The organism is Cystobacter fuscus DSM 2262 (genome assembly GCF_000335475.2).
GTDB lineage: Bacteria > Myxococcota > Myxococcia > Myxococcales > Myxococcaceae > Cystobacter > Cystobacter fuscus.
This window is the reverse complement of record NZ_ANAH02000004.1, coordinates 593,633-615,963: the sequence shown is the minus strand read 5'-3', so window position 1 is coordinate 615,963 and position 22,331 is coordinate 593,633. Positions and strand designations below refer to the sequence as shown.

The 22,331-nt window shown below is 66.8% G+C and carries 19 protein-coding genes; 11 read left to right on the top strand and 8 right to left on the bottom strand.

What is annotated here, in order from left to right; genetic code table 11:
- Positions 1–3 precede the first annotated feature (3 nt).
- On the top strand, positions 4–1,254 hold the full coding sequence (locus D187_RS07200; RefSeq protein ID WP_076606101.1) for a hypothetical protein: 1,251 nt from the start codon (positions 4–6) through the stop codon (positions 1,252–1,254).
- A gap of 103 nt (positions 1,255–1,357) precedes the next feature.
- Here D187_RS07200 and D187_RS57555 read toward each other — a convergent pair whose 3' ends face one another.
- Together D187_RS57555 and D187_RS57550 are read right to left on the bottom strand one after the other, a co-directional pair.
- Positions 1,358–1,759, bottom strand: a complete 402-nt coding sequence (locus D187_RS57555; protein ID WP_002628481.1) for a hypothetical protein — start codon at positions 1,757–1,759, stop codon at positions 1,358–1,360.
- 28 nt (positions 1,760–1,787) lie between these two features.
- Complete coding sequence (locus D187_RS57550; RefSeq protein ID WP_002628479.1) at positions 1,788–2,126, bottom strand: hypothetical protein; 339 nt, start codon at positions 2,124–2,126, stop codon at positions 1,788–1,790.
- A 290-nt stretch (positions 2,127–2,416) separates the two neighbouring features.
- Here D187_RS57550 and D187_RS07185 point away from each other — a divergent pair, with 290 nt between their 5' ends.
- Complete coding sequence (locus D187_RS07185) at positions 2,417–3,160, top strand: PP2C family protein-serine/threonine phosphatase (protein WP_002628477.1); 744 nt, start codon at positions 2,417–2,419, stop codon at positions 3,158–3,160.
- Positions 3,161–3,312: 152 nt separating this feature from the next.
- Positions 3,313–3,777 (top strand): hypothetical protein, encoded by a 465-nt coding sequence (locus D187_RS07180; protein ID WP_002628475.1) that lies wholly within the window; start codon positions 3,313–3,315, stop codon positions 3,775–3,777.
- Between the two features lie 10 nt (positions 3,778–3,787).
- Here D187_RS07180 and D187_RS07175 read toward each other — a convergent pair whose 3' ends face one another.
- Positions 3,788–5,122 (bottom strand): FHA and sigma-54 interaction domain-containing protein, encoded by a 1,335-nt coding sequence (locus D187_RS07175; RefSeq protein ID WP_002628473.1) that lies wholly within the window; start codon positions 5,120–5,122, stop codon positions 3,788–3,790.
- Positions 5,123–5,166: 44 nt separating this feature from the next.
- Here D187_RS07175 and D187_RS07170 point away from each other — a divergent pair, with 44 nt between their 5' ends.
- Positions 5,167–6,087, top strand: coding sequence for a serine/threonine-protein kinase (locus D187_RS07170; RefSeq protein ID WP_002628470.1), 921 nt, complete (start codon positions 5,167–5,169; stop codon positions 6,085–6,087).
- Between the two features lie 27 nt (positions 6,088–6,114).
- Here D187_RS07170 and D187_RS07165 read toward each other — a convergent pair whose 3' ends face one another.
- Positions 6,115–6,714 (bottom strand): hypothetical protein, encoded by a 600-nt coding sequence (locus tag D187_RS07165; protein WP_155893207.1) that lies wholly within the window; start codon positions 6,712–6,714, stop codon positions 6,115–6,117.
- Positions 6,715–7,120: 406 nt separating this feature from the next.
- Here D187_RS07165 and D187_RS07160 point away from each other — a divergent pair, with 406 nt between their 5' ends.
- Complete coding sequence (locus tag D187_RS07160; protein ID WP_002628464.1) at positions 7,121–8,869, top strand: hypothetical protein; 1,749 nt, start codon at positions 7,121–7,123, stop codon at positions 8,867–8,869.
- Positions 8,870–9,030: 161 nt separating this feature from the next.
- Complete coding sequence (locus D187_RS07155; RefSeq protein WP_020917838.1) at positions 9,031–10,620, top strand: endo-1,3-alpha-glucanase family glycosylhydrolase; 1,590 nt, start codon at positions 9,031–9,033, stop codon at positions 10,618–10,620.
- Between the two features lie 22 nt (positions 10,621–10,642).
- Here the strand turns inward: D187_RS07155 and D187_RS07150 are convergent, their stop codons facing one another.
- Complete coding sequence (locus D187_RS07150; RefSeq protein ID WP_155893206.1) at positions 10,643–11,899, bottom strand: glycosyltransferase; 1,257 nt, start codon at positions 11,897–11,899, stop codon at positions 10,643–10,645.
- A gap of 179 nt (positions 11,900–12,078) precedes the next feature.
- Here D187_RS07150 and D187_RS07145 point away from each other — a divergent pair, with 179 nt between their 5' ends.
- Both D187_RS07145 and D187_RS07140 read left to right on the top strand, forming a co-directional pair.
- The gene (locus tag D187_RS07145; protein ID WP_155893205.1) at positions 12,079–13,110 is read left to right on the top strand and encodes a hypothetical protein; all 1,032 of its coding nucleotides are present in this window, start codon (positions 12,079–12,081) and stop codon (positions 13,108–13,110) included.
- A gap of 64 nt (positions 13,111–13,174) precedes the next feature.
- A complete protein-coding gene (locus D187_RS07140) occupies positions 13,175–15,403 on the top strand; it encodes a glycoside hydrolase family 3 N-terminal domain-containing protein (RefSeq protein WP_245591629.1) in 2,229 nt (742 codons plus the stop codon).
- A gap of 846 nt (positions 15,404–16,249) precedes the next feature.
- On the opposite strand, the gene D187_RS07130 is transcribed toward D187_RS07140, so the two are convergent.
- Together D187_RS07130 and D187_RS07125 are read right to left on the bottom strand one after the other, a co-directional pair.
- Entirely contained in the window at positions 16,250–17,695 is a 1,446-nt protein-coding gene (locus D187_RS07130; protein WP_051256238.1) for a hypothetical protein, read from the bottom strand.
- A gap of 33 nt (positions 17,696–17,728) precedes the next feature.
- Complete coding sequence (locus D187_RS07125; RefSeq protein WP_043428609.1) at positions 17,729–18,340, bottom strand: Pycsar system effector family protein; 612 nt, start codon at positions 18,338–18,340, stop codon at positions 17,729–17,731.
- Between the two features lie 625 nt (positions 18,341–18,965).
- On the opposite strand from D187_RS07125, the gene D187_RS54815 reads away from it, so the two are divergent.
- From D187_RS54815 to D187_RS52010, 3 genes are read left to right on the top strand one after another with little or no spacing between them, the layout of a single operon-like run.
- Positions 18,966–19,544, top strand: coding sequence for a hypothetical protein (locus tag D187_RS54815; protein WP_155893204.1), 579 nt, complete (start codon positions 18,966–18,968; stop codon positions 19,542–19,544).
- A 2-nt stretch (positions 19,545–19,546) separates the two neighbouring features.
- Entirely contained in the window at positions 19,547–19,978 is a 432-nt protein-coding gene (locus tag D187_RS54810; RefSeq protein ID WP_155893203.1) for a hypothetical protein, read from the top strand.
- Positions 19,929–20,762, top strand: a complete 834-nt coding sequence (locus D187_RS52010; protein WP_162159625.1) for an ImmA/IrrE family metallo-endopeptidase — start codon at positions 19,929–19,931, stop codon at positions 20,760–20,762. Before D187_RS54810 ends, D187_RS52010 begins: the two co-directional genes overlap by 50 nt.
- A 291-nt stretch (positions 20,763–21,053) precedes the next feature.
- On the opposite strand, the gene D187_RS07115 is transcribed toward D187_RS52010, so the two are convergent.
- On the bottom strand, positions 21,054–22,313 hold the full coding sequence (locus tag D187_RS07115) for a serpin family protein (RefSeq protein WP_002628451.1): 1,260 nt from the start codon (positions 22,311–22,313) through the stop codon (positions 21,054–21,056).
- Positions 22,314–22,331: the final 18 nt, after the last annotated feature.

The following is a 22,331-nucleotide window of genomic DNA, read 5'->3' as shown; positions in this document are numbered from 1 at the left end:
GGAATGAGTCCCCAGGACGACGCTCGAAGACGGCCTGGATGGAGGACAGGACTGGCCGTCCTCGTGCTGCTGGTGCTCGCGGCGCTCCCCGTCCTCCTGTACCGGATGGGAGCCTTTCTTCCTCACACGATGGGGCAGAGTGACATGGATTGGGCGCGAGAAGTCGAGCGGGAGAACAGTACGGGGCATGAGTCGGCCGAGGGGGTCATCGCGACCGGCAATGGTTTCTCCGTGGTCGGTTACACCAACTCCCGGCAGCCCGGGGTCAACCAGGCCTGGGTGCTCCGGTTCGACAAGGCTCCGCCCCCCCGGTGGCAGCGAACCTATGCGGGCAATGGAAAGCTCGGGACCTCGGGCCATGCCATTTCCTCCATGCCGGGAGGAGGGCTCATCGTCGTCGGAGCCGAGCGTGTGCCCGGGGGTGGATTCCAGGGATGGCTCCTCGCGCTCTCCCCGGAGGGGGACGTCCTCTGGGAGCGAACCCCGGGTCATGAGGGCGTGAATGGGCTCAATGCCGTCTCTGTGCTCGAGGACGGTTCCATCGTCGCGGGGGGAGCCCAGGAGCGAGAGGGCTGGGTGGTGCGGATGAACTCGCGGGGCGAGCTGCTCTGGGAGGTGAAGCTTCCCCAGCTCGAGCACGTCACCGCCCTGGTGGCGCTCCCGGCCCAGCGCGTCGCCGTCCTGGGGACGGCGGAAACCTCGACCGTTGGACCAGGGATTTCGAGGCTCTTCGTGCTGGAGTCCGATGGCCGGGCCACCCGGGAGACGCGTTTGCCTGCCGAGGGGCAGGGGGAACTGAACGCGCTCGCCCTGCTCCCGGATGGAGGATTCGCCGTCACTGGCCGTCTGCTCCGTCCTGGTGCGATGGATCCGAGCGTCTGGGTGGCCCGTCTGGCTCCACGAGGCGAGACCCTCTGGGAGTATGTCTCGGAGGCAACCGAGGTGGGGTCGGGCCATGCCGTCACCGCCCTTGCCGACGGGGGCTTCGCCGTGGCGGGCTACTCCTGGAAGGAGCTGCTGGTCGACCGGGAAGCCAGGGTCTGGCGCTTCTCCGCCGACGGAAACCTGCTCTGGCAACAGGCCCATGGAGGCGCCAAGGACGACTCGGGCTCCGGCATCGCCCGGCTGGCGGACGGGAGCCTGGTGGTCGTGGGAACGACGATGTCCAAGGGGGCGGGCAAGACGGACCTGTGGACCTTCGGGCTGTCCCCCGAGGGCCAGCTTCTCTGGGAGGAGACGTTCGGGGCCCCCTGACCTTGAAGTGCGTATGGGACCCGCATGCACTCCAGTCCCGACCTGGATCGCAATAGGGTTCGGGAAAACAGGGCCTACGCGCCAACGCCATCCACGTCACCTTCTACGGGTGACCAACCTGCCTGTCCCAGTCATACAACTTCTCGAGCAGCACCGCCGTGCACGCACCGGACACGTACTTGAAGGACACCGGCTCGAGCGCCAGGAGACGCTCGCGTTGGAATGCCGGATCGGCCACCACGTCCCGGTGTTTCAAGTCACCCGCGAGGGACAGGGCATGGGGCAGCTGTCGGAGGATGGCCTCGATGCTGTCTTCCCGGGTCGCCCGGGCCATGCGTTTCGCGGCCAACTCCAGACGCGTGAACACCGAGCCTTCTTCCCCCGGGCACCACGCCTCCATGGCCCAATCGCAGGAGGCCCTCATCAACTCCTCCAAGGTGAGCACCTCCTCGAGGCTCTTGAAGAGGTAGCGCGCGGACTGGAGCGGCTCCCAGAAGCGCAGCATCCCAGGCGAAGCGCCGTGCGCTCCGCGCTCACCGGGCCCATGGGCGAGATCGCGAAGTACAGCGCCCCCAGGCCGTCTCCTGGCAGAACGCCTCGTACGCGTCCCGCGCGGGGAACACATCGCGCCAGCTCAAGGCCTCGTACAGTCCGCCCAGCACATCCGCCAGCATGTACAGCCGCCACACCGGACGCTCGTGCTGGAAGTCCGCCAGCTCGTGCACCACCACCACTTCTCCGGGAGGCACTTCCAGCATCTGCTCTGGAGCCGGAAAGCCACCGCCCCGCCGGTACTGCTCGCCACACCGCGTCCCCTCCTGGCGCACCCCCTGACGAACCGCGGGGTAGCTGCCATGGAGGAACGGCGGCATTCGAAGTTGCCTGTTCGGACCGAGGCTCCTTCCCACGACCCGTCCACACATGTCCCACCTCATTTTCTCATAAATCAGGACTACCCATGTTGTACGGAAAATCTTATAAAGGCGTCAAATTGCAGTTGGGGTGTACGGAAGCAGCGGCGCCGGGGTGGGGTGTGGAGTCCCCGGCGCGCTCGGTCAGGCCATGGCGCTCCTGGGGACTCGAGCCCCCAGGGACGCTCGTGATTTCGCGCGGTTACGGGTGGCCTCCCCGTTGCTCTGTCCCCGGCCAGGAGGAACGACCGATGCGAATCGACAGCGCGGGATGGACGCACGTGGGCCGCCGCGCCCACAACGAGGATGCCTGGACGAGCCGGGCCGACCTGGGCCTGTTCGTCGTGGCCGATGGGATGGGCGGGTACGCGGGCGGCGAGGTGGCCAGCCGCTGCGTGGTGGACACCTTCTCGGGCCTGTGCGAGCGCCTCGTGCGGGATCCCGAGGCCACCTGGCCCCACTGCCGTCAGCCCCAGCTCAGCCAGGAGGAGGATCTGCTCCTCAACTGCACGCGGCTCGCCCAGCGCGCCGTGCGCTCCCGCCGCCAGGGGCCCCTGCACCAGATGGGCTCCACCGTGGTGGCGCTCGCCCTCGGGACCCGTGGCGCGGCCGTGGCGCACGTGGGAGACAGCCGCCTCTACCGGCTGCGCGAGGGTCGCCTGGAAGTCCTCACGCGTGACCACTCCATTCTCGAGGAGATGCGACAGGCGGGCGTCAAGACGGCCTCCCGCGCGGACAGCCCGTATGGCCACCTCATCACCCGCGCGCTGGGCACCGACAGAGCGGAGCCCACCGTGCGCCGGCTCGACGTCCAGGCGGGGGACGTGTACCTGCTGTGCTCGGATGGGCTCTATGAGCCGCTCGGGCCGGAGCGGCTGGCGGACCGCCTGGGTGAGGGCGACACGGAGGGACTCGCCGAGCGGCTGGTGGAGGAGGCCTACGCCCTGGGCGGCCGGGACAACATCACCGCGGTGCTCGTCTCCGTGCGGGAGTGAGTCCGCCTGGGACGACTCGGGCTCCCGGGCGGCAATTCCAGACTGTCACCGGGGGCCCCGCACCACGGACAATGTGTCACACCGGGGGAGCGTGGACAGAGGCATGCCCACGGGGTTTGCTTGGCATGGCGCTTGGGAGCCACGGAACGCCCATGACGCTCTTCGACGTCACGTTCATCTTCTGCACCCTCACGGGAACGGTCATCGGCGCCAGGCTCGGCGCGTCGTATGGGGAGACGATCCTGCCAGGACTTCTCGTCGGAGCAGGGTTGGGTGCCGTGGCGGGAGTCGCCGCCTACGCGCTGCTGGTGTCGTGCCTCATCGGACTGGTTCGATTCATCGAATGGTGGCGCCCTCCCCGTCCTCCGTGCCGCCAGGGCCGGTGCGGGCCCAATGACTACGAGTTTCTGGCGGGACGCGAGGACCTGTCCGAGGCGGACAAGCAATTGATGCAACGGAGGAGCCAGGAGCACCTCGGTTTCCCGTATCGCTGCCGCTGCGGAGACAGATACATCCCGAACAACGACCACAGCCAGTGGCTGGAGGTGGCTCCCGACGGGACGTTGCGTCCCTACCGGTACCACAAGCCCTTCGGCCGCAAGTGGTTGCCCGCGTGAGGGCTTCTTCCTACTCGGGCTCCTCGGACAAGAGGCCGTGGCGGCGGGCCAGGGCGCGCAGGTGTTTGCGATCCACTCCCGCCTGTCGCGCCGCCTCCGAGAGGTTGCCCCCCACGCGCGCCAGCACGTCCCGCAGGTAGTGCCGCTCGAAGGACTCCACCACCGCCTGCTTCGCCTCGGCGAAGGGCAGGTCCGTGCGCAACGTCAGCTCCGCCCCCGTCCCCTGGGGCTGGAGCGACAGCCGCAACTGCTCGAAGCTCCCCGCCCCGCGCGAGAGCACCAGCGAGCGCTCCAACACGTTGCGCAGCTCCCGCACGTTGCCGGGCCAGTCGTGCCCGGACAGCAGTTCCAGGCCCGGGCCTCGCACCGCGCCCGGCTCGAAGCCCCGGCGGCGCAGCAGCTCCGCCACCAGCAGGGCCAGGTCCTCGCGGCGCTGGCGCAGCGCGGGCAGGGTCAGCGTCACCACCGCCAGCCGGTAGTAGAGGTCCGAGCGGAACGTGCCCTCGGCCACCGCCAGCGACAGGTCCACCCGCGAGGCCGCCACCACGCGAACGTCCACGGCCTGCTCGGCGTCCCCGCCCACCGGGCGCACCCGGCGCTCCTCCAGCACGCGCAACAGCCGCGCCTGCACCGCTGGGGAGATGCCCGCCAGCTCGTCCAGGAAGAGCGTGCCCCCACGCGCCCGCGCGAAGGCACCCGCCCGCGCCGCCAGCGCGCCCGTGAAGGCGCCCTTCACGTGGCCGAACAGCTCGCTCTCCACCAGCCCCTCCGGCAGCGCGCCACAGTCCACCGCCACGAAGGGCCCCTTGCGCCGCGCGCTCGCCTCGTGGAGCGCCCGCGCCACGCCCTCCTTGCCCGTCCCCGTCTCGCCCTGCACCAGCACCGTCGTGTCCGTGGGCGCCACGTGCTCGAGCACCGCGAACAGCTCGCGCATCGCCAGGCTCTCGCCCACCAGCTCCCCGAAGCGCCGCGCCTGGCTGGGGCTCACCTCCCACGGCTGCCCTCGCGCCTGGATGCGCACGAAGCTGCGCCCCAACTTGAAGGTCGCCCCCACGCGCACCCGCGCCTCGCCCAGCCGCGAGCCCTCGTAGCGCGTGCCGTTGCGACTGCCCAGGTCCCTCACCCCGAAGCCCGTCTCCTCGGCCCACACCTCCAGGTGCTCGCCCGACACGCGCGGATCGCTCAGCCGCAACGCGCACCCCTCGCGCGTGCCCACCCGCACCGGCTCGCTCCCGAGCGCCACCGCGCGTCCGGCATCCGGCCCGTCGATGACGACGAGCTGGCAGCGCCGCGGCACGGGGCCACCGGGGCTGTCCTGCTGGGTGGAGAGGGCGGTGTCGGACACGGGGCCGCGCTAGTCTAGGCCGGGTGAGGGAGCTGCCGCGACAGTTGGGGCCCTACCGCCTCGTGCGCCGGCTGGGCGCGGGCGGCATGGCCGAGGTGTTCCTCGCCCTGGCCTTCGGCGCCAGCGGCTTCGAGAAGCGCGTGGTGCTCAAGGTGCTCCGCCCCGAGCACGTGGGCAACGCCACCTACGAGCGGATGTTCCTCGAGGAGGGCCGGCTGGGCGCGCGGCTGAGCCACCGCAACCTCGTGGGCGTGCACGACCTGGGCTTCGCCGAGGGCGTCTACTACGTGCGGCTGGACTACGTGGAGGGCGCGGACCTGGCGAGCCTCCTCGGGCGCTCGCTCCCCGGGGAGGCGCTGGCGCTCTTCGTGGCGGACGAGCTCGCCCTGGGGCTCGCCGCGGTGCACGGGCTGGAGGACGAGGCGGGCCGGCCGCTGGGGCTCGTGCACCGGGACGTGACGCCCTCCAACGTGCTGGTGTCCCGGCTGGGCGAGGTGAAGCTGGCGGACTTCGGCATCGCCAAGGCCACGCTGCTGCGCGACCAGACGCGCGCCGGGGTGCGCAAGGGCACCTACGCCTATATGTCCCCGGAGCAGGTGCGGGGCCGCGCGCTGGGGCCCGCGAGCGATCTCTTCTCGCTGGGCATCACCCTGCACGAGCTGCTCACCGGGCGCCGGCCCTTCGATGGGGACACGCCGCTGGAGACGATGGAGCGCATCCGCGAGGCCCGGGTGGGTCCGCTGTCGGACGTGGCCGAGGACGTGCGGCCAGTGCTCCGGGCGTGTCTGGCGCGTGCGCCCGAGGATCGGGTGGCCTCGGCCGAGGCGTTGCGGCGGATGCTCTCCCCGCTGCGGCGCGCGCGGCCCGAGGGGGGGCCTTCCGAGCTGGCCCGCTGGGTGCGCGAGGGCCTGGGGCAGGGGCCCACGGGCGGCGCTCCCGACGAGACGGTCCTGGAGGAGACGTGAGCTCCGCCGGGGAACGCGCCGCCGCCGTCAGTCGCCGCGGATCTCCAGGTACACGTGGCCCCCCGTCGTCACCGCCCGGCTGGTCACCTCGAGGGCGTAGACGCGTCCGGCCTCCAGCGGATGGGTGAGCGTGGCGCAGTCGGAGCTGGACGTGCCCTCCGCGCTGCCCCTGGCGAGCAGGACCGTGCCCGACTCATCGAAGAGCGCGAGTCCGGTCGTCTTGCCCTCGCACCGTGACACCTGGAAGGTGTGCGACCGGTCGGGCCGAGAGGCCACCACCTTCAGCCACTTCGAGGGCTCGTCCACGTAGGAGAAGAAGGCGTGCTGGCAGCCGTTGTCGGCGTGAACCGTCTTCGCCTTGGAGAGCTCGGTGCTGGAGAAACCCGTTGCCTCGCACTCGAGCGTGGCGAGCAGCGGCTTCAGGGTCTCGATGTCGATCACGTCACGGCCCGACCCACAGGAGGAGTTGTCCTCGCGGGCCATGGCTTCGCGCTCCTGGCCCGCCGCATCCACGACCACGAGGGAGTACTCCGTGATGTCCGTCCAGCAGTCGTCCGCGCTTGGGATGAGCTTCAGACCGGAGAGCGCCGCGAGCTGCTCGCCCGTCAGCACCTCGCGACGCCCCACCCACTCGAAAGTGCCTCCAAAAAAGCCGAAGGCATGGAGGGAGATCCGTTGGTCATCGGGACGCCAGAAGACCCGAGCGGGTAGGTCCTTGGGGGGAGGCTCCGGGTCTGGCGAGCACGCGCTCACGAGGGAAACGAGGGCAACGGCTCCCATCACCTTGCATGGACGAAGCATTGGCATGACCGGGCATTTTGCAAAGCGCGAGCCTCCCTCCCCCGCCCCTCTGCATCCAAGGCCCGGCTCCCGGACGAGGGCCCCGCGGGCCTCGGAATTCCGAGGGGCCGTGACCGCGTCTTCAGCATTTCCAAGGGCAGCGTCCGTGACGGCCCCAGGTGGGTGCGCCAGCGAACGCTCGCGGTGAAGAAGGAGGTGACTTCGTCCGGCGAGCGCTGTAACGCGCGGCGCCATGCGTCATGCCCCGCCTCCTGGAACCGCGCTGGAAGCCCCGGAGCCCCCGGCTCGCGCCCGGCCCTCGTGGCTCGTGGACGCGGGCTGTCTGGCGCTCCTGCTCGTGACGAGCTGGAAGCTGCTCCATGGGCTGGAGCGCGGCGTGGATCTCTCCATGTGGGACGAGGCGGACTACCTGCGCCGGGGGCTGACGCTGTCCTGGTCCCACCTGCCGGCCGCGGAATGGGGGCCGCTGTACTCCCTCTGGTACACCGCCCTGTCGCGCCTCTGGCCGGAGCCGGTCGCGCTCCACTCCGCCAACTTCCAGGTGCTCTGCGTCCTCACCTCCGTGGGCGCCTACGTCTTCATGCGGAGGATGGGCGCGCGGCCGCTGCTCGCGCTGCTGGGCACCGCCGTCTACCTGCTGTCCGCGGCACCGCACGTCCTGCCCCGGCCGACGCTGCTCGCCCTGCTCGTGCTGGAGCTCGCGCTCGTGGTGGCCTCCTTCCTCGAGTCCTGGGAGGAGTTCTGGGCCGTCATCGCGGGCGGGCTGCTCGTGGCCTCGTTCGCGCGCCCGGAGTTCTTCCTGGCCTTCCTGCTCGCCTCGGCCCTCTGCCTCGGGTGGCTCGTGCGCGCGGCCGTGCGCGAGCGCCACACCGGACGCGGGCGGCGGGCAGCCGTGGCCGCCGGGTTCGCCCTCGGCGTGGTGCTGCTGCTCCAGGGGCTCGGCAACCCCTTCGGGGACACGAAGAACCGCCGCTTCTATGCCTTCTGCCAGCACTTCGCCTACCAGCACGTGCGGCACAACCCCGGCCCGGTGGATCCCTGGAATCAGTGCCCACAGGTGATCCGCTCCGTCTTCGGAGAGGTGGACAGCGTGGGGGCCGCCCTGCGCGCCAACCCCGAGGCCTTCCTCTGGCACGTGGGCATCAACGTGAAGGCCTTCGCCGACGCCTCGCTCGCGCTCTTCACCCCGGGCCCGGGCGGCCTCTCCGTCACCTGGGGGCCGTGGGACCCGGCACGGGCGGAGCGGGTGCTGCTGCTCGCGGCCCTGGGCGCGTTGGGGGCGGGCCTGCTCTGGCGATGGCGGCGGTGGCGCGCCGCGCTGGCCGAGCCACGACTCCAGCGAATGCTCTGGGTGCTGGCCGTCGTGGAGGTGCCCACCCTGCTGTCCGCGCTGCTGCTCATGCCGCGCAAGCACTACCTCATCATCCAGGGAGTGTTCGTCCTCGCCCTGTTGATGCTGCTCGGCTCCCAGGTGGACGCGGCGGCACCGCGCCGCGTGCGGGGGGCCGTGGGCGGGCTGCTGGCGCTCGGCCTCGCGCTCCTCACCCCCAACCTCGCCGAGCGCCTGTCCACGGGAGCGGGCGGCACCCCGTCGCGGCGGATCCACCTTCAGCGGGTGCGTGCCATCGAAGCGCTCGGGCTGGTGGAGCGGCTGCCTCCGGGCGAGCGGCTGCCACTGCTGGAGGCCGAGGGCGGCTACGATGCCTACCTCGGGCCTCGCTCCTACTACCCGGTGCTGCACTACACCCCCGGGGTGTCGTTCGAGGGGCTGCTACGCGAACACAAGGTGGCGGCGATCCTCCTGACCGATGCGCTGCGCCGGCATCCGCGCTTCCAGGACGACCCCCTCTTCCACTCCTTCGAGGCGAACCCCGAGGACTTCGGCTTCACCCTCTTGCCCCTGAGCGCGAGCGGCGAGGCCCTGGCCCTGCGCTCGCCTGGACACGTGGAGCCAAGCCGCGCCGGGTTGGAGCGGCGCTGACGCCGTTCACTTTCCTGGGACGGCGGGGAAGAGGAAGGCTCCTCCAGGCAGGATGACGGTCTTCACTGGATTTCCCAGTGTCGATGAGCCTCTCGGGTTCGCGAGTGGGTTCGTCCTCCTGGAAAGAGAGCCTCGCCTTGTTCAGCGTGAGTGTTTTCCGAATGAAGCACGGACTGCGCCTGCTGCTCCTGTCGGGAGCCCTGAGCGTGTCGGCCTGCGGCCCCGCCGAGACGGCGCTTCCCCTGGAGGAAGGCGCGGAGGGCGCCGGTGAGTCGCCCCTGGCCACCAAGGCCCCCTTCGAGCTGAACAACGCGCTGCTTCCCTTCGACATGCCGGCCCGGGCGGACCTCGCCACCAGCGAGTACAAGGTCTTCGCGCACTGGCACAACTTCCCGCTGCGCAGCTATGGCTCCAGCTCGGGCCAGTACTACGACAACTACACCAACTGGCTCAAACCCACGGGTACCTATGCGTCCATCGGGGGCTGGTTGCGCGACAGGCCCGTCCCCCTCCTCGCCGTTCCCGCGGTGGAAACGGATTACGGCAAGCGGGACATGAAGACGGACATCCAGACGGCCGCCGCCGTCGGCGTGGATGGCTTCCTCTTCAACCTCTGGTTCCGGCCCACCGACAACCGCTGGAAATGGCTGACGGACCTCTTCAACGCGGCCGACGAGTTCAACACCGAGAACCCGAGCGCGCCCTTCCACGTCATTCCCAACATCGACAGTCACATCCTGTCGACGGGCAGCGGTGCCAACGAGCCGCGCCTGCGCGCCGATGACCTCGCGACCTTCAAGAACCGTGCGTCGTGGCGGAAGCTCAACGGCAAGTTCGTCGTGGGCAGCTTCCGGCCCGAGGCCCTGCCCGCCTCCTGGTACCAGGCGTTCTTCGACCAGCTCAAGACCGTGCATGGCATGGACGCGGTGCTGTGGGGAACCCTGCTCGACCCCTCGGAAGCCAACCGCAACGCGCTCAAGCCCTTCATGGTCGGAGCCACCTTCTCGCGCTGGGACAACCTGCCCTACACCTCCACTCCCCTCAACGGCATCACCACCCTGAAGACCTGGGGCGACCAGAACGGCGTCCCCTACTCTCCACCCGTCAGCCACACGGACAACCGCCCCACCGGCTCCATCACCACCGAGACCACGGGCTTCACCACCCAGTACAAGACCTGGAAGGCGGCGATCGACTCGGGCGTGAAGATGGTGCAGATCCTCACCTGGAATGACCACTACGAAGGTCACGCCCTGCGGCCCAACTCCGCCGTGCAGTACGCGTTCTACGATTTGACGGCCTACTACGCGACCTGGTTCAAGACCCGCAAGCAGCCGACCCTCGTGCGCGATGTCCTCTATTACTCGCACCGCATGCACCTGAGCGGCGAGCCCTACGACACGACGAAGCAGCCCAAGCCCACCGCCTCGAAGAATGGCGTGCCGCTCGTGGACCGGGTCTTCGTGCTGGGCATGCTCAAGTCGAGCGGGAGCGTGCGGATCACCTCGGGCGGCACGGCCTACACCGCCGACCTCGCCGCCGGCCCACAGTTCTTCGACGCACCCCTGGCCGTGAACAACCAGCCGTCCTTCCAGTTGAGCAGGAATGGCACGACGGTCCTCCAGCTCACGAGCGCCTTCCGCACGCGCTCGCCCATCGTCTGGCAGGACCTGCTCTACCGCGCGGGCAGCTCGTCCCGCCCGGCGGTCTCGGGCGTGCAGAACAACCTGCCCCAGGATCGTCTCCCGTAGGGCCGCGCCTCGAGGCGGCCCGTCAACCGGTACGGGCCACCCGCTCCTCGCGTCCAGGCAGGGCGCTCTCGAGCCAGGTGACGGCGGCGCGCAAGGGCTCCCGGCTCCGGATGTGCTCGCCCGTGACGCGGGCCCGCTCCCGCATCGGCCCGTCACTGGCGAGCGCGCGGAGTCCCTCGGCGAGCCGCTCCACCGTCAGCGCCCGCTTGGGAAGGGGCTTCGGGCCCAGGCCGCGCTGGTGGACGTGGTGGGCGAACATGAACTGGTCGAACGCGTGGGGCACCACGAGTTGGGGAATGCCCGCGCGCGCCGACGCCGCGGTGGTCCCCGCCCCGCCATGGTGCACCGCGCCCGCCAGCCGCGGGAAGAGCAGCCCATGCGACACGGGGCCCAGCACCCGCACGGAGGGACCGAGCGCCTCGCCCTCCCCGAGCCCCGCCCACCCCGCGGACAAGAGCAGCCGGACCCCGGCCTTGTTCGCGGCCTCGAGCACCCGCCGCGTGGTGCTCGCGGGGTCGTCGTCCGGCATGCTCCCGAAGCCCACGTAGAGGGGCGGGGGCCCGGCGCTCAGGAACGCCTCGACCTCGGGCGGCAGCGGCCGATCGTCCGGCAGCGCGAAGGAGCCCACCTGGGGCACCTGGGCGAGGTCGGGCGGCGCGGGCATGAGCTCCGGATCGCACGCGAGCAGCGTCTTGTCCGGGGGGAAGATGGAGCCGAAGAGATCCTCGTCGCGCGCGAGCCCCCGCCGCGCGCGCTGCGCGTTGTAGGGCGCGTCCATCATCCGGTTGTAGAACCGCCTCGCGGCCTCCCAGAGCAGCCGGTTCAACACGCGTGGGGAGCGGGTGAGCGGCACCATCAACATCGGATGGAACGCGGAGGGAAGGATTTGCGGCGTGTAGCCGATGTAGCGGTAGGGCACTCCGGCCGCGTCCGCGAGCAGGTGCGCCGCCATCGTCGAGCCCCCGCCCACCACCAGGTCCACGCCCCGGAGCCGCGGCTCGATGTGCGCCACCTGCAGCTCGAACTCGCTGGCGATGATGGAATTCAGCGTCCGGACGAAGCCGAGCGGGGAGCGCGTGCGCTCACGGTTCTCGGCGAGCACCTCCCGCACGTCATGGCCACACGGATGGAAGGGGATGCCGAACGCCTCGGCCTCCCCCTGGAAGACGGGAGAGGCGAGCAGCGTCACCGTGTGACCGGCCCGGCGCAGCGCCACCGCGAGCGCGAGCATGGGTTGGAAGTCACCGCGCGAGCCGGAGCCGATCAACAGAGCGTGCATGGGCGCGAGGATACGCCACCCCGCCCCGGGCACGGGTGACTCGTTCCACCCACCAGGCAGGCAGGGGGCGACAAGTGCCCCGGGCACGGGCGGGTGATGCCCGAGATGTCAGCAGGGAGGCAGCTGACCGCGGTGCCTTGCTTGCTGGCAAGCGAAGGTCTGAACACCTTGTAAGGAGAATGGGCCGATTCGCCTCAGCATGGGCGGTGATCTTCACCGTGGCACTCTGGGCGCTCCCCGCCGGGGCGACAGTACTCGAACTGCATCGGCCGCTCGCTCCCCCTCCAACCGTGCCGGATCAGCCCGCCTTCGATGAGCTGCTGTTCTCGCTCGCCGACCCCGAGCGCGCCCTGGCCGGAGGGCTGACCGTGCCCTCGCTCGACCTGGCCATCCGTGCCCGGGCCTGGGGCTTCATCCCGGCGACGCAGTACGAGCAGCGCGCCGCCCTGGACTCGCTCTCCGAGCCCATGAAGAACCTGACGATGTCCGAGCTCCCGGCGGGACGGCAGCTCGTCTCCCTGCTCGCCCTGGGCCCCGATGGAGAGCAGGTGCGCCTGCGCGACCTGGGCCCGAGGCTCAGTGGCCCCGACAGCCTGCTGCAGCGCGGACTCAACTCGACGCTCGGCTTCCTGCGCGTGCCCAAGCCGGTGGCGGTCATCGCCGCGAGCGCGGCGGCGCTCGGGCTGCTCCACCAGTTCGGAACCAGGCCCGCCGACGACCTGGGCGTGCCCATCTCGCTCAGCGGCACCCTGCTCAACAGGCGCCTGCACACCTCCGTCCGTCTGAGTTCCGGGCGCCATTTCCAGAACGCCCGCGCGGACGTCTCGTTGCGATGGAGCCTGCCGGAGATCTCCCTGCACACCTTGCGCCTCGAGCAGCTCGAGCTGGGAGGCGCGGCGGCGCGCACCGCCGAGGGGCTCCTGCTCGACACGCGGTGGGCGAACCTGAGGGGCCGGATGTCCTGGCTCGAGTTCTGCCTGGGCGTGCACTCCAATCAGGCCGATCCGGCCCTGTGGACGGTGCTCGAGACGGGAGTGCGGCGCGAGAACTTCAGCGTCCACACCTTGATCAGCCACCAATGGGAGACGGCGCGCTTGCGCCTCATGGCCACGGCCACGCTGCGCACCGGCCAGGTGATGTCCGGACTCTTCGTCGGCAGCCAGGACCGCGTGAAGCACACCTTCGGACTCATTGGCATGGGCACCTTCTGAACCCATTGGCTACGCTGCCTGAATGGCCAAGGGTTTGCGGAAATGGAGTCAGGTGAAGCGCGGCGTGCGGAACCCGGCTCCCTCGAACGAGCAGCTCGCCGGCGGCGGGCTCCAGCGCCGGGTGGAGGCCCTGCTCGCGCGGATGACGCTCGAGGAGAAGGTGGGACAGCTCGCGCAGTACTCGGTGGGAACGCCCACGGGACCGGGCACCGGCCGCTCCGACTACGAGACGCTGGTGCGCACCGGCGCCGTCGGCTCGATGTTCAACGTGGTGGGCGCCCAGGAGACCAATCGCTACCAACGCATCGCGGTCGAGCAGAGCCGCCTGAAGATTCCGCTGCTGTTCGGCTTCGACGTCATCCACGGCTACCGCACCACGATGCCCATTCCCCTGGGCATGGCGGCGAGCTTCGATCCGGCCCTGGTGGAGCAGGCCATGCACCTAGCCGCCACCGAGGCCGCCGCCGAGGGCATCCGCTGGGTCTTCTCGCCCATGGTGGACATCGCGCGCGACCCGCGCTGGGGCCGCGTCGCCGAGGGCTCGGGGGAGGATCCCTTCCTGGGCGCCGCCATGGCGCGCGCGTACGTCCGGGGCTACCAGGGCCCCTCGCTGTCGGAGTCCACGTCGGTGGCGGCGAGCGTGAAGCACTTCGCCGCCTATGGCGGGGCCGAGGCGGGCCGGGACTACAACACCGTCGACATGTCCGAGGTGAGCCTGCGGCAGACGTACCTGCCGCCCTACCAGGCCGCCATCGAGGCGGGCAGCGCGACCCTGATGAGCGCCTTCAACACGCTCAACGGGGTGCCCGCCACGGCCAACGCCCACCTGCTGACGGACATCCTGCGCGGGGAGTGGGGCTTCAACGGCTTCGTGGTCAGTGATTGGACGGCGGTGGCGGAGCTGAAGAACCACGGCATCGCCCTGGATGGCCCGTCCGCCGCGCTCAAGGCGCTGGGCGCGGGCGTCGACATGGACATGGAATCCCATCTCTACGCGCCGGAGCTGCCCCGGCTGGTGCGCGAGGGGAAGCTGTCCCAGGCGGTGGTGGACGAGGCCGTGCGCCGCGTGTTGCGGGTGAAGTTCGCGCTCGGCCTGTTCGAGCACCCCTACGTGGACGAGAAGGTGGCGGCCTACGTGGCCACCCCGGAGAAGCGCGAGCTGGCCCGGCGCCTGGCGGAGGAGTCCATCGTCCTGCTCGAGAACAAGGGAGGCGTGCTGCCGCTCTCCCCGGGCCGGAAGGTGGCCCTCGTCGGCCCGCTCGCGGACGCGCCCGTCGACATGCTGGGGACGTGGAATGGCAAGGGCGACCCCAGGGACGTGGTGACGCTGCGCGCCGCCCTGGAGCACCGGCTGCGCGGCACCCCGGGGGCCCTGCGCCACGCGCGGGGCACCGACGTCCTCTCGGCGGACAGCTCGGGCTTCGCGGAAGCGGTGGCGGCGGCCCGCGCCTCGGACGTGGTGATCGCCGCCCTGGGCGAGGACACGAACATGAGCGGTGAGGCCGCCTCCCGCACGCGCATCGATCTGCCCGGCAATCAATTGCAACTGCTCGAGGCGCTGGCCGCCACCGGCAAGCCCGTCGTGCTGATTGTCTTCAGTGGCCGCCCGCTGGCCCTCACGGAGCCCCAGCGCCAGGTGGCGGCGCTCGTGCAGGCCTGGCAGCCCGGCATCGAGGCCGGTCCCGCGCTGGCGAACCTGCTGTGGGGCGACGTGGACTTCAGCGCCCGGCTGCCCATCACCTTCCCCCGGAGCCTGGGACAGGTGCCCCTCTATTACAACCACCTCAACACCGGCCGCCCGGCGGGCCAGACGGACCTGACGCGCCCCGCCTCCAACGGGGTGGAGAAGTACGTCTCGCGCTACCTGGACGAGCGCAACACGCCGCTCTACCCCTTCGGCCACGGACTCTCCTACACCTCGTTCGACTTCTCCCCGCCCCAGCCGAGCGCCCCGTCGCTCCAGGCCCGCGCCGTGCGCGAACAGCGGGGGGAGGTGCTGCGCGTGAAGACCCAGGTGCGCAACGCGGGCGCGCGCCCGGGCACGGTGGTGGCGCAGCTCTATCTGCGCATCCTGGGCACGAGCACCGCGCAGCCCGTGCGCCAGCTCGTGGGCTTCCAGCGCGTCACGCTCGCGCCCGGCGAGTCGCGCGAGCTGGAGTTCCCCCTGGGCTTCCAGGAGCTGTCCTTCTTCGATGCTCGCGCGACCCGCGTGGTGGAGCCCGGCACCCGCTATGAGCTCTGGGTGGGAGACAGCTCGGAGGCCACCCGGCACGCGTCCTTCACGATGGAGTGAAGGCGCGCGAATCATTCCTCTTCAATACGACTTGGTCACCTACCCAGGGGCACTACAGAACGTCGAGGGAAAAGCCTCCTCGGAGGGCGCTCGAAGTGACCGAGTAGTACTAAGGCCATATGGACCTTGTGCCTCCTTGGTTCCCGTCCAGCTACCGACGCCTGGGAGGAATGAAGGGATTGCATCGGCCCTTAGGAATAGGAATCTCCGGCGGCACTCCTAGTTCGGCTACGCGCATTCGGACATTCGTGATGTCTAACCTGTGGCACTCGCCAAAACGCGCGCCAGAGTCGCAGGGGCACCACGACCGATGCGGTAACATGGGAACACGAGGATCGGCGTAGTGTCGCAGTGGTTCGGGCAAATGCGCGATGAGAGGAGCGCATTTTTGAGCGAACTCCGCGCGCAACTGGCGAATCTCGCGCTGGTACTCCCGACGTCCCTTGTCTCCATGGGAGTACGCCTCACCGGGGTAGCTTCCTGTGAAGGCATAGATACGTGCCCTATCCAGGTGGAGCACCATTTGCTCGAGGAAACCAATGAGGCCAACCTCGTGGTAGTTGATCTCGTGCCGCTCCGGCATCTGCACGCACAAGGTTCCGTCTAGCCCCACGTGCGCATCCGCGCCCAAATGTACCCCCACGTTATGCTTGACGATGCGCGCGGTGGGATGTGCACTCGGATGCGGGAAGCGTAGCGGGACAAATACCCGCATCCGAAATCGGAAATTCCGCCCACTGGGGCTGGATATGACAATGTGCCCCACCAGCCACGTGCCATCGGGCTTGTGGACAGCACGCCAGCGCGGGTACCGGACGAGGGCCTCATCAATGAGTTCTTCGCGCGTCACTTGACGGGGCACCAAGACTTGGTGGGCTGGACGCCGGTAGTAGGCGCCGACACAACACGAGCGCTCACCGATGGGGAGCCCTCGATCCGCACGCGACCGGTGTACACCTTCGCCGCATCAAGCGCTTCGATAACGTCCATGCAGAGGTGAGCCATGTAGGCATCCTCAACGCCAACAATCGCCTTGAAACGCTCCTGGAGGTCCTTCTCCAACAGCGCCCACAGCTTGGCGTTGATGGCCGTCAGGCCAGCGCCCATCTCATCCTGCAACTGAGAGGCGCGCGCCACGGACTGGCCAAGGGCGAGCAACTCTCGGTCGCCCTTGATACCCACCTGGGTGACAAAGACGCGCCCAGCCGCAGCACCACAGGCCATGCCAAGCTTCGCAAAGCCCGGCAGCACCTCACGGCAAATGGCAAAGGCGTCCTGCAGGGCAGCAGCTGCCTCAATACTCTTGGAGGCGTACCGCCCGCTAGACTTCGCCTCGTAGAAAAGGCCCTGGATGCGATCTCCCTGGTATTGAATGAAGTCGCCGTTGTAGTCGGCCACCACCACGTGGTGCATCTCGCTACGGGCAGCGTGAAATGCGCGCAGCGCCTCGCGCTTCTCGTCATCCGTAGTGAGATTGGCGATGTGTTTGGTGAAGCCGGAGATGTCCCCGTACAAGGTAACTCCCGGCTGGACATCCGCTGTCCTCGCACCGAGGGCTTCAAAATCGAGGGCCACCTCGGGGACGAAGATATCGAAACGATCGATCGGGTTTTCGGCGACGTCGTTCTTCACCATCTTCTTATAGCGCTCCGGCAGCGGCTCGGGACTAGGCAACTTCTCGCGCAGCAAAGCAGCGTTAGCGCCATAGTGGACGCCTGCATTGCCAGTCAGCAACTTGGCAGCATCATTAGCCGGTGCGCCAATGAAAAGCAGCTCGCTGCTGCCTACCCTTCCGTTCATGGTAGCGATGGCGTCCCCGCACTCCAGGCCAGCCTCCAACTCAAAACGATACCCCGTTTCGGCTTCAAGAAGCTTGGTGAGTTCAGTTGCTTGCGAAACGAACTGCGCCGCAGCGGCCAACCGCTTGACGTCAGGCTCCGACACATCCGTCGTATCATACGGCTTGTAGAAGACAGCGTGCAGTCTCCCTCCCTGGAAGTGCACCCGCTGACCGCCATCATAGTCCTCCAGCAGCCAGGACAGGAGCCGCTGGTAGATATGAACGTGGCGCAGCAACTTCTTCAACTTCGCCTTATCCTCTCGCGCCTCTTTGAGCAGCACAAAGAAGTTCACCGGGTCGATGTACAAATGTACGCCCTTGACAATGCGAGCTTGGTTACGCGCCAAGTTGCGCAAATCCATCTCCCGCGACAGGGGCTTCACTTCAAGGTCCTTATACTCCTCGTACGCCTTGAGGATGCGCTCGCGCGCCGCTTTACGATTCCATGCCATATGAATGCATCTCCATCTACGAGTTGGGGGTACCTACTGCGCAACAACGCTACTGGGTGGAGCAATGACTGCGACAACAATCAGCAAGCTCCAGGTGATAAAGGAAATTGCGACGACAGGTGCCGCCTTGCTGAGGAAGTAGAATTTTCTCCTTAAAATCCAAGCGATCTTCAGATTCTCGAAAGCAAGATCTGCCAGACGCTCTCTAGGGCCAGTCCTCATCAGCGCTGCAAGATAGGAATCAGGCGTAACTTGACCGCCGTTTATGGCGTCAATCCACAAAAGCCCACGGGCACCCGCCGGGGCGCGGATGTGTTTCGGACTGCGCGGCAACAACACGAGAAGGCACAGGCCTGTAGAGAGGCTCGTGCTCAGCAGCACTAGGGCACCAAAGACCACCAACACCAGCGCGCTAGAACCCCCATCGCGGATACTCTTGGTAATATCTTGCCCAAGGCTGCTGCCGAGGATGACAAGAACAAGGGCCTGCAGCGCAACAAAGCTGGTGGCCTTCGCATCCGCCACTTTGATCATATCTTGAAGGTTGGCATGGGTATCTTTGGCGAACTCCACCGCATGGTCCCCGATCTCTTTGATTTCCGTCACTTCTCCAACTGGCTCATTGGTCTGCTGGTACTCCGTCATGACAGCCCGGCCCTCCTTCCTTTTCTCTAAGGGACGCGGAGAATCCGGCCCTCATCCGCTTAATGCTGGGCAGGCGAGCGGTTTCCGCATGACCCGGAACCGGTGTGCTACCAACCACCGAGACCCTGGAAAATCTGGCCCTCATCCCTTAATGCTGGGCAGGCGAGCGGTTTCCGCGCGTGCTAGCTCCGCTTCAACTTCGGGCAAGGCCGTTTCTGCATCAACGAGCAGCCCACAAGTGCACAGATATTCACTCAGGGTGACAAAACCTCACCACCCAACCGTGACACAACACCCTACAATCACCCACACGGTTCGCGAAATCCCATGGGCGGCACCCACATGTAGGCTCAAGGCGCATCAAATCCACCAACCGACATCCCAACGAGTGCACCGAGTGAGCCTTCCTGCTCTATGGGAGAAACAAGTGTCCTCGTGCCACATCCAGATTGTCAGAGAGTCCGTATAGAACGATACTCGGCGCGATTACCGTAGTTTCCCGAGTAGCATTCCATCCTTCATCCTAAGCTTGCTGAGTAGGCAGGCAGGTTAAGCAGTTCAGCATAGGTGCTGAAAAAAAGCCGTAAGTCAGCACTATCGATTAGCGGGGTACGCAGCGCGCGCCATGGAACCTGTAGTCGCTGAGCAATTCGAGAGAGAACTTGAGGGCGCTGTCGAGGCCGCTACGGCACGCGCGATCAAGTGGTGCAAAATTTACCCTTGGGTTGGAGGCACGTCAGTAACTGTAAAAGACAGGGCCTTTGAATTTGTTCGAGAGGCACTGACTTTGACCCTGCAAGGCAGGCGTCCTTGGAAAAACAACTCAGTCCCCTTGGCTGGGCATTTGATTGGCACAGTCCAAAGCCTCATCTCAAACGCCATCAGGAGCGCCGACGCTCAAACTCGATCAACCGACGATCCTGCTGCGATAAATGAAGACCGAGTGGATCCGATAAACACTCGGCCTCAAACACCAGAGGGCTTTTACCTATCCAAAGAGGCTTGCGAGCAGATTGAGTCCGATGCCTACGCAGCAGCTGGTGAAGACGAGAACCTTGGGAAATTTATCGAAGCAGTAATCGATGGCCACTACGAAGTTGCCGAGTTAGTCGAAGTCACTGGCATGTCGGCCGACCAAATCTACGCCGCCAAGGAGAAACTCAAGAGGCGGCGTGCAGCCATTCTGAAAAAAGGGAAAAAATAGCCATGAAAACAAAACTCACATCCGCTCAAGAGTTTGTGCAGAGACTAGACGCAGTCGATGCGCAAGCACCTATGGACGATGCGCAGATCAAAGCAACTCTGCGCGAGGCGGGAGTCGCACCTGGAGAGCTCGTTGCTCAAGCACGCGCGCACATAAAAAGTATCCGGAAAAGTCTCGCGGCAGATCGATTGGCGAACGCAGAGGCAGCTCGAAGAGCTGAAGAAGAACGCCTGCTCAATTCCGCAAAAAAATACGTTCATTTCTCTTTAGAAGAAATCAGGGGCAAATTACGGCAACTTGCCGCCAAGCTGGGTAATGAACGGATGGCAGTAGCCCACAAGAATCTTACGAGCGGTTCTTCACGTGAAGAACTAGAAGAACTACTTGCTGAATACGAACATCTCGAAGCAGAGCACACCAATGGCAAAGATTGATGCTGATGTCGCGCGTGGAGAGCGCAAAGCACGCTTTGTGCTGGAACAAGAAGGTTTCTCGCATTTGGCCGATGTCAATATCGAAGATTTCGCTTACCTTCGCGGTGCGCTTGTTCGTAAGTTTCCGCTCAAAGGCTGTGAGGGGCGAATTTCTCGTCGTGGCAATCGCGCCATCATAAGCGTCAGCACGTCTATAGATTATGCCCCCAAACGCCGGTTTGTCATTGCGCACGAACTCGGGCATCTAGAGCTTCACGACCAAGCCAACCAAGCAGAACTCGCGTTCTGTGACGACACAGTCATCAACGAACTATATGATCAAGGCACAGAAAAGGAGGCCAATGCTTTTGCTACTGAGCTTCTGATGCCTAGTGAGGTTTGGGCCAAGCTCGTTGACGTAAAAACACCCTCTCTCGACGTGGCGTTCTCCCTCGCTCAGCAGTTCAAGGTCAGCTACACAGCCGCAGCTATTCGTTTTGCCATGCTCGCGCCGGAGCGCTGTTGTGTCGTATTTGCTCAGAATGGGAAAATAAAATGGGCAGCATCCGGCTCTGATTTTGGTCACTGGATAGAGCGTGGCTCATCATTGCATCCTGCAACCCTGGCAAGCGATTATTTTTTGAAAGGCCATGTGCCACCTAGGCAAGCCGAGGAGGTTGCTGCCAAAGCTTGGCTTTCCTCTCCTCGCGCACGAACTGGCGAGCTATGGGAGCACTGTCGTGTTCTCTCCTCCATTCACGCGACACTTTCTCTGCTGTGGATTCCCGATGGGGCTGAATTCTGAATTCAGTAGCAGCGCGAAGTATTCATCAACTTGAGTGAAATCCAAGCGTGTGCATCTGCATGGACAGGTGACTCTCTCCTGGATGAAATGCCTGCACACCGCAAACTCAAGTTCATCCTCAGTACCGTACCGTCGAACCACGACGCCAACACTTGCCTATAGAGACGCACACATGGTGCTGCACACGTCCTTCAGGATGGAGTGAGTTCGCACAAGGCTGTCTATCCCCGTCTATTGCCCCCAGTGCCCGCGCGCTGGAGCAGGTACGCGCGGGCACAATTCGGGTCCGGGTCAGGGGTTCACGACGCGCCCGAGGAAGAGCACGCTCTTGGTCTCCACGTCCTCGATGAGGAAGAGGAAGGGGCGATCCACGACGAACGGCGGGGGCGCGGAGACCACGACGGCGCCGACCGCGGTGGCGGCGGCCGCCTCGGTCCCCCACTCGCTCACGGAGATGAAGGCCTCGTGCTGCACGCCCGAGATCATCAGCGCCGCCTGCTGGCTGATTCCCGACAGGTCGGCGCCCTCCGTGAAGGCATCCACCATGCCGAGCGCCTCGAGCGACTCATCGAGGGGGAACTCCTGCTTCACCTCGAACCTGGGGAACCCGAGGGCGAGGTGTCTGTCGCTCAGTCCCGCCCGGACGCCCTCGAGGAAGTCCGCCGACAGCCGCGACTCGACCTGTGCGAACCGTCCCTGCTCGGGAACGATGACTAGCATGCGGAAGGCCTTGCCCGCGTACGGAAGCGCGACGGCCTCGAAGCCCTCGCTGTCGAGGAAGGGGACCGTGATCGAAGTACTCATCATCTGGACCTGCCGCGTGCCACCCTCCAGCGTGTGGAACGAGTCCTCGCCGGTCGCATGGAAGGGCTGCTGCCACGCGCCCTTGAAATAGAGCGCGTTGGCGAGCAGCAGGCGCGTGTCGGGCCTCACCAGGTCGGCCGGGAGCAAGTCCTCGATGCGGCCCGCCGTCTGTTCCTCGACCCAGGTGTTGATGTCCTCGCGGATGGACGTGGACCTGGTTTGGAAGTCCACCGCGTACATCCCCGTGCCGTAGTGCTGGGCGAGCACGTCGAGGAAGGGCGGCTCGAACGCGAACCCCCGCTGGCCCCAGGCGGCGTTCACCACGCGAAGCGTGGGCGGTGAGCCTCCGCCCTCCACCTTGGCCTTGGCGTGGGCGTGGAGCGCCAGGTCCAGCGCGTTCACGGCCGGGTGGAGCCGCTCCTGGGGCAGCGTGAAGTGCAGCGCCTGGGCCATCTGCGACTCAGTGTTGCCACGCGCCCCCGCGTACACCATCGCGAGGGCCTGGCTGACGCTGAAGGGCGAGAAGAGCAGGTTCTCCCCCGGCTTGGAGATTCGCCGGTACATCGAGGCGGCGAAGTCGGTGTTGCCGGTGACGAGCGCGGCGAAGTCCTCGGCCGGGACGTCGGGCTTCGTCACCCGTGTCTTGTCCGAGGCGATGCGTTCTCCCGGCGGCTCGTCCGAGGAGCAGCCCGCGAGGCCCAGCGTGGCGATGAGTGAGGGAATCAACCAACGGCGAAGTGAAGTCATGTCTTGTTCCTCCAGCTG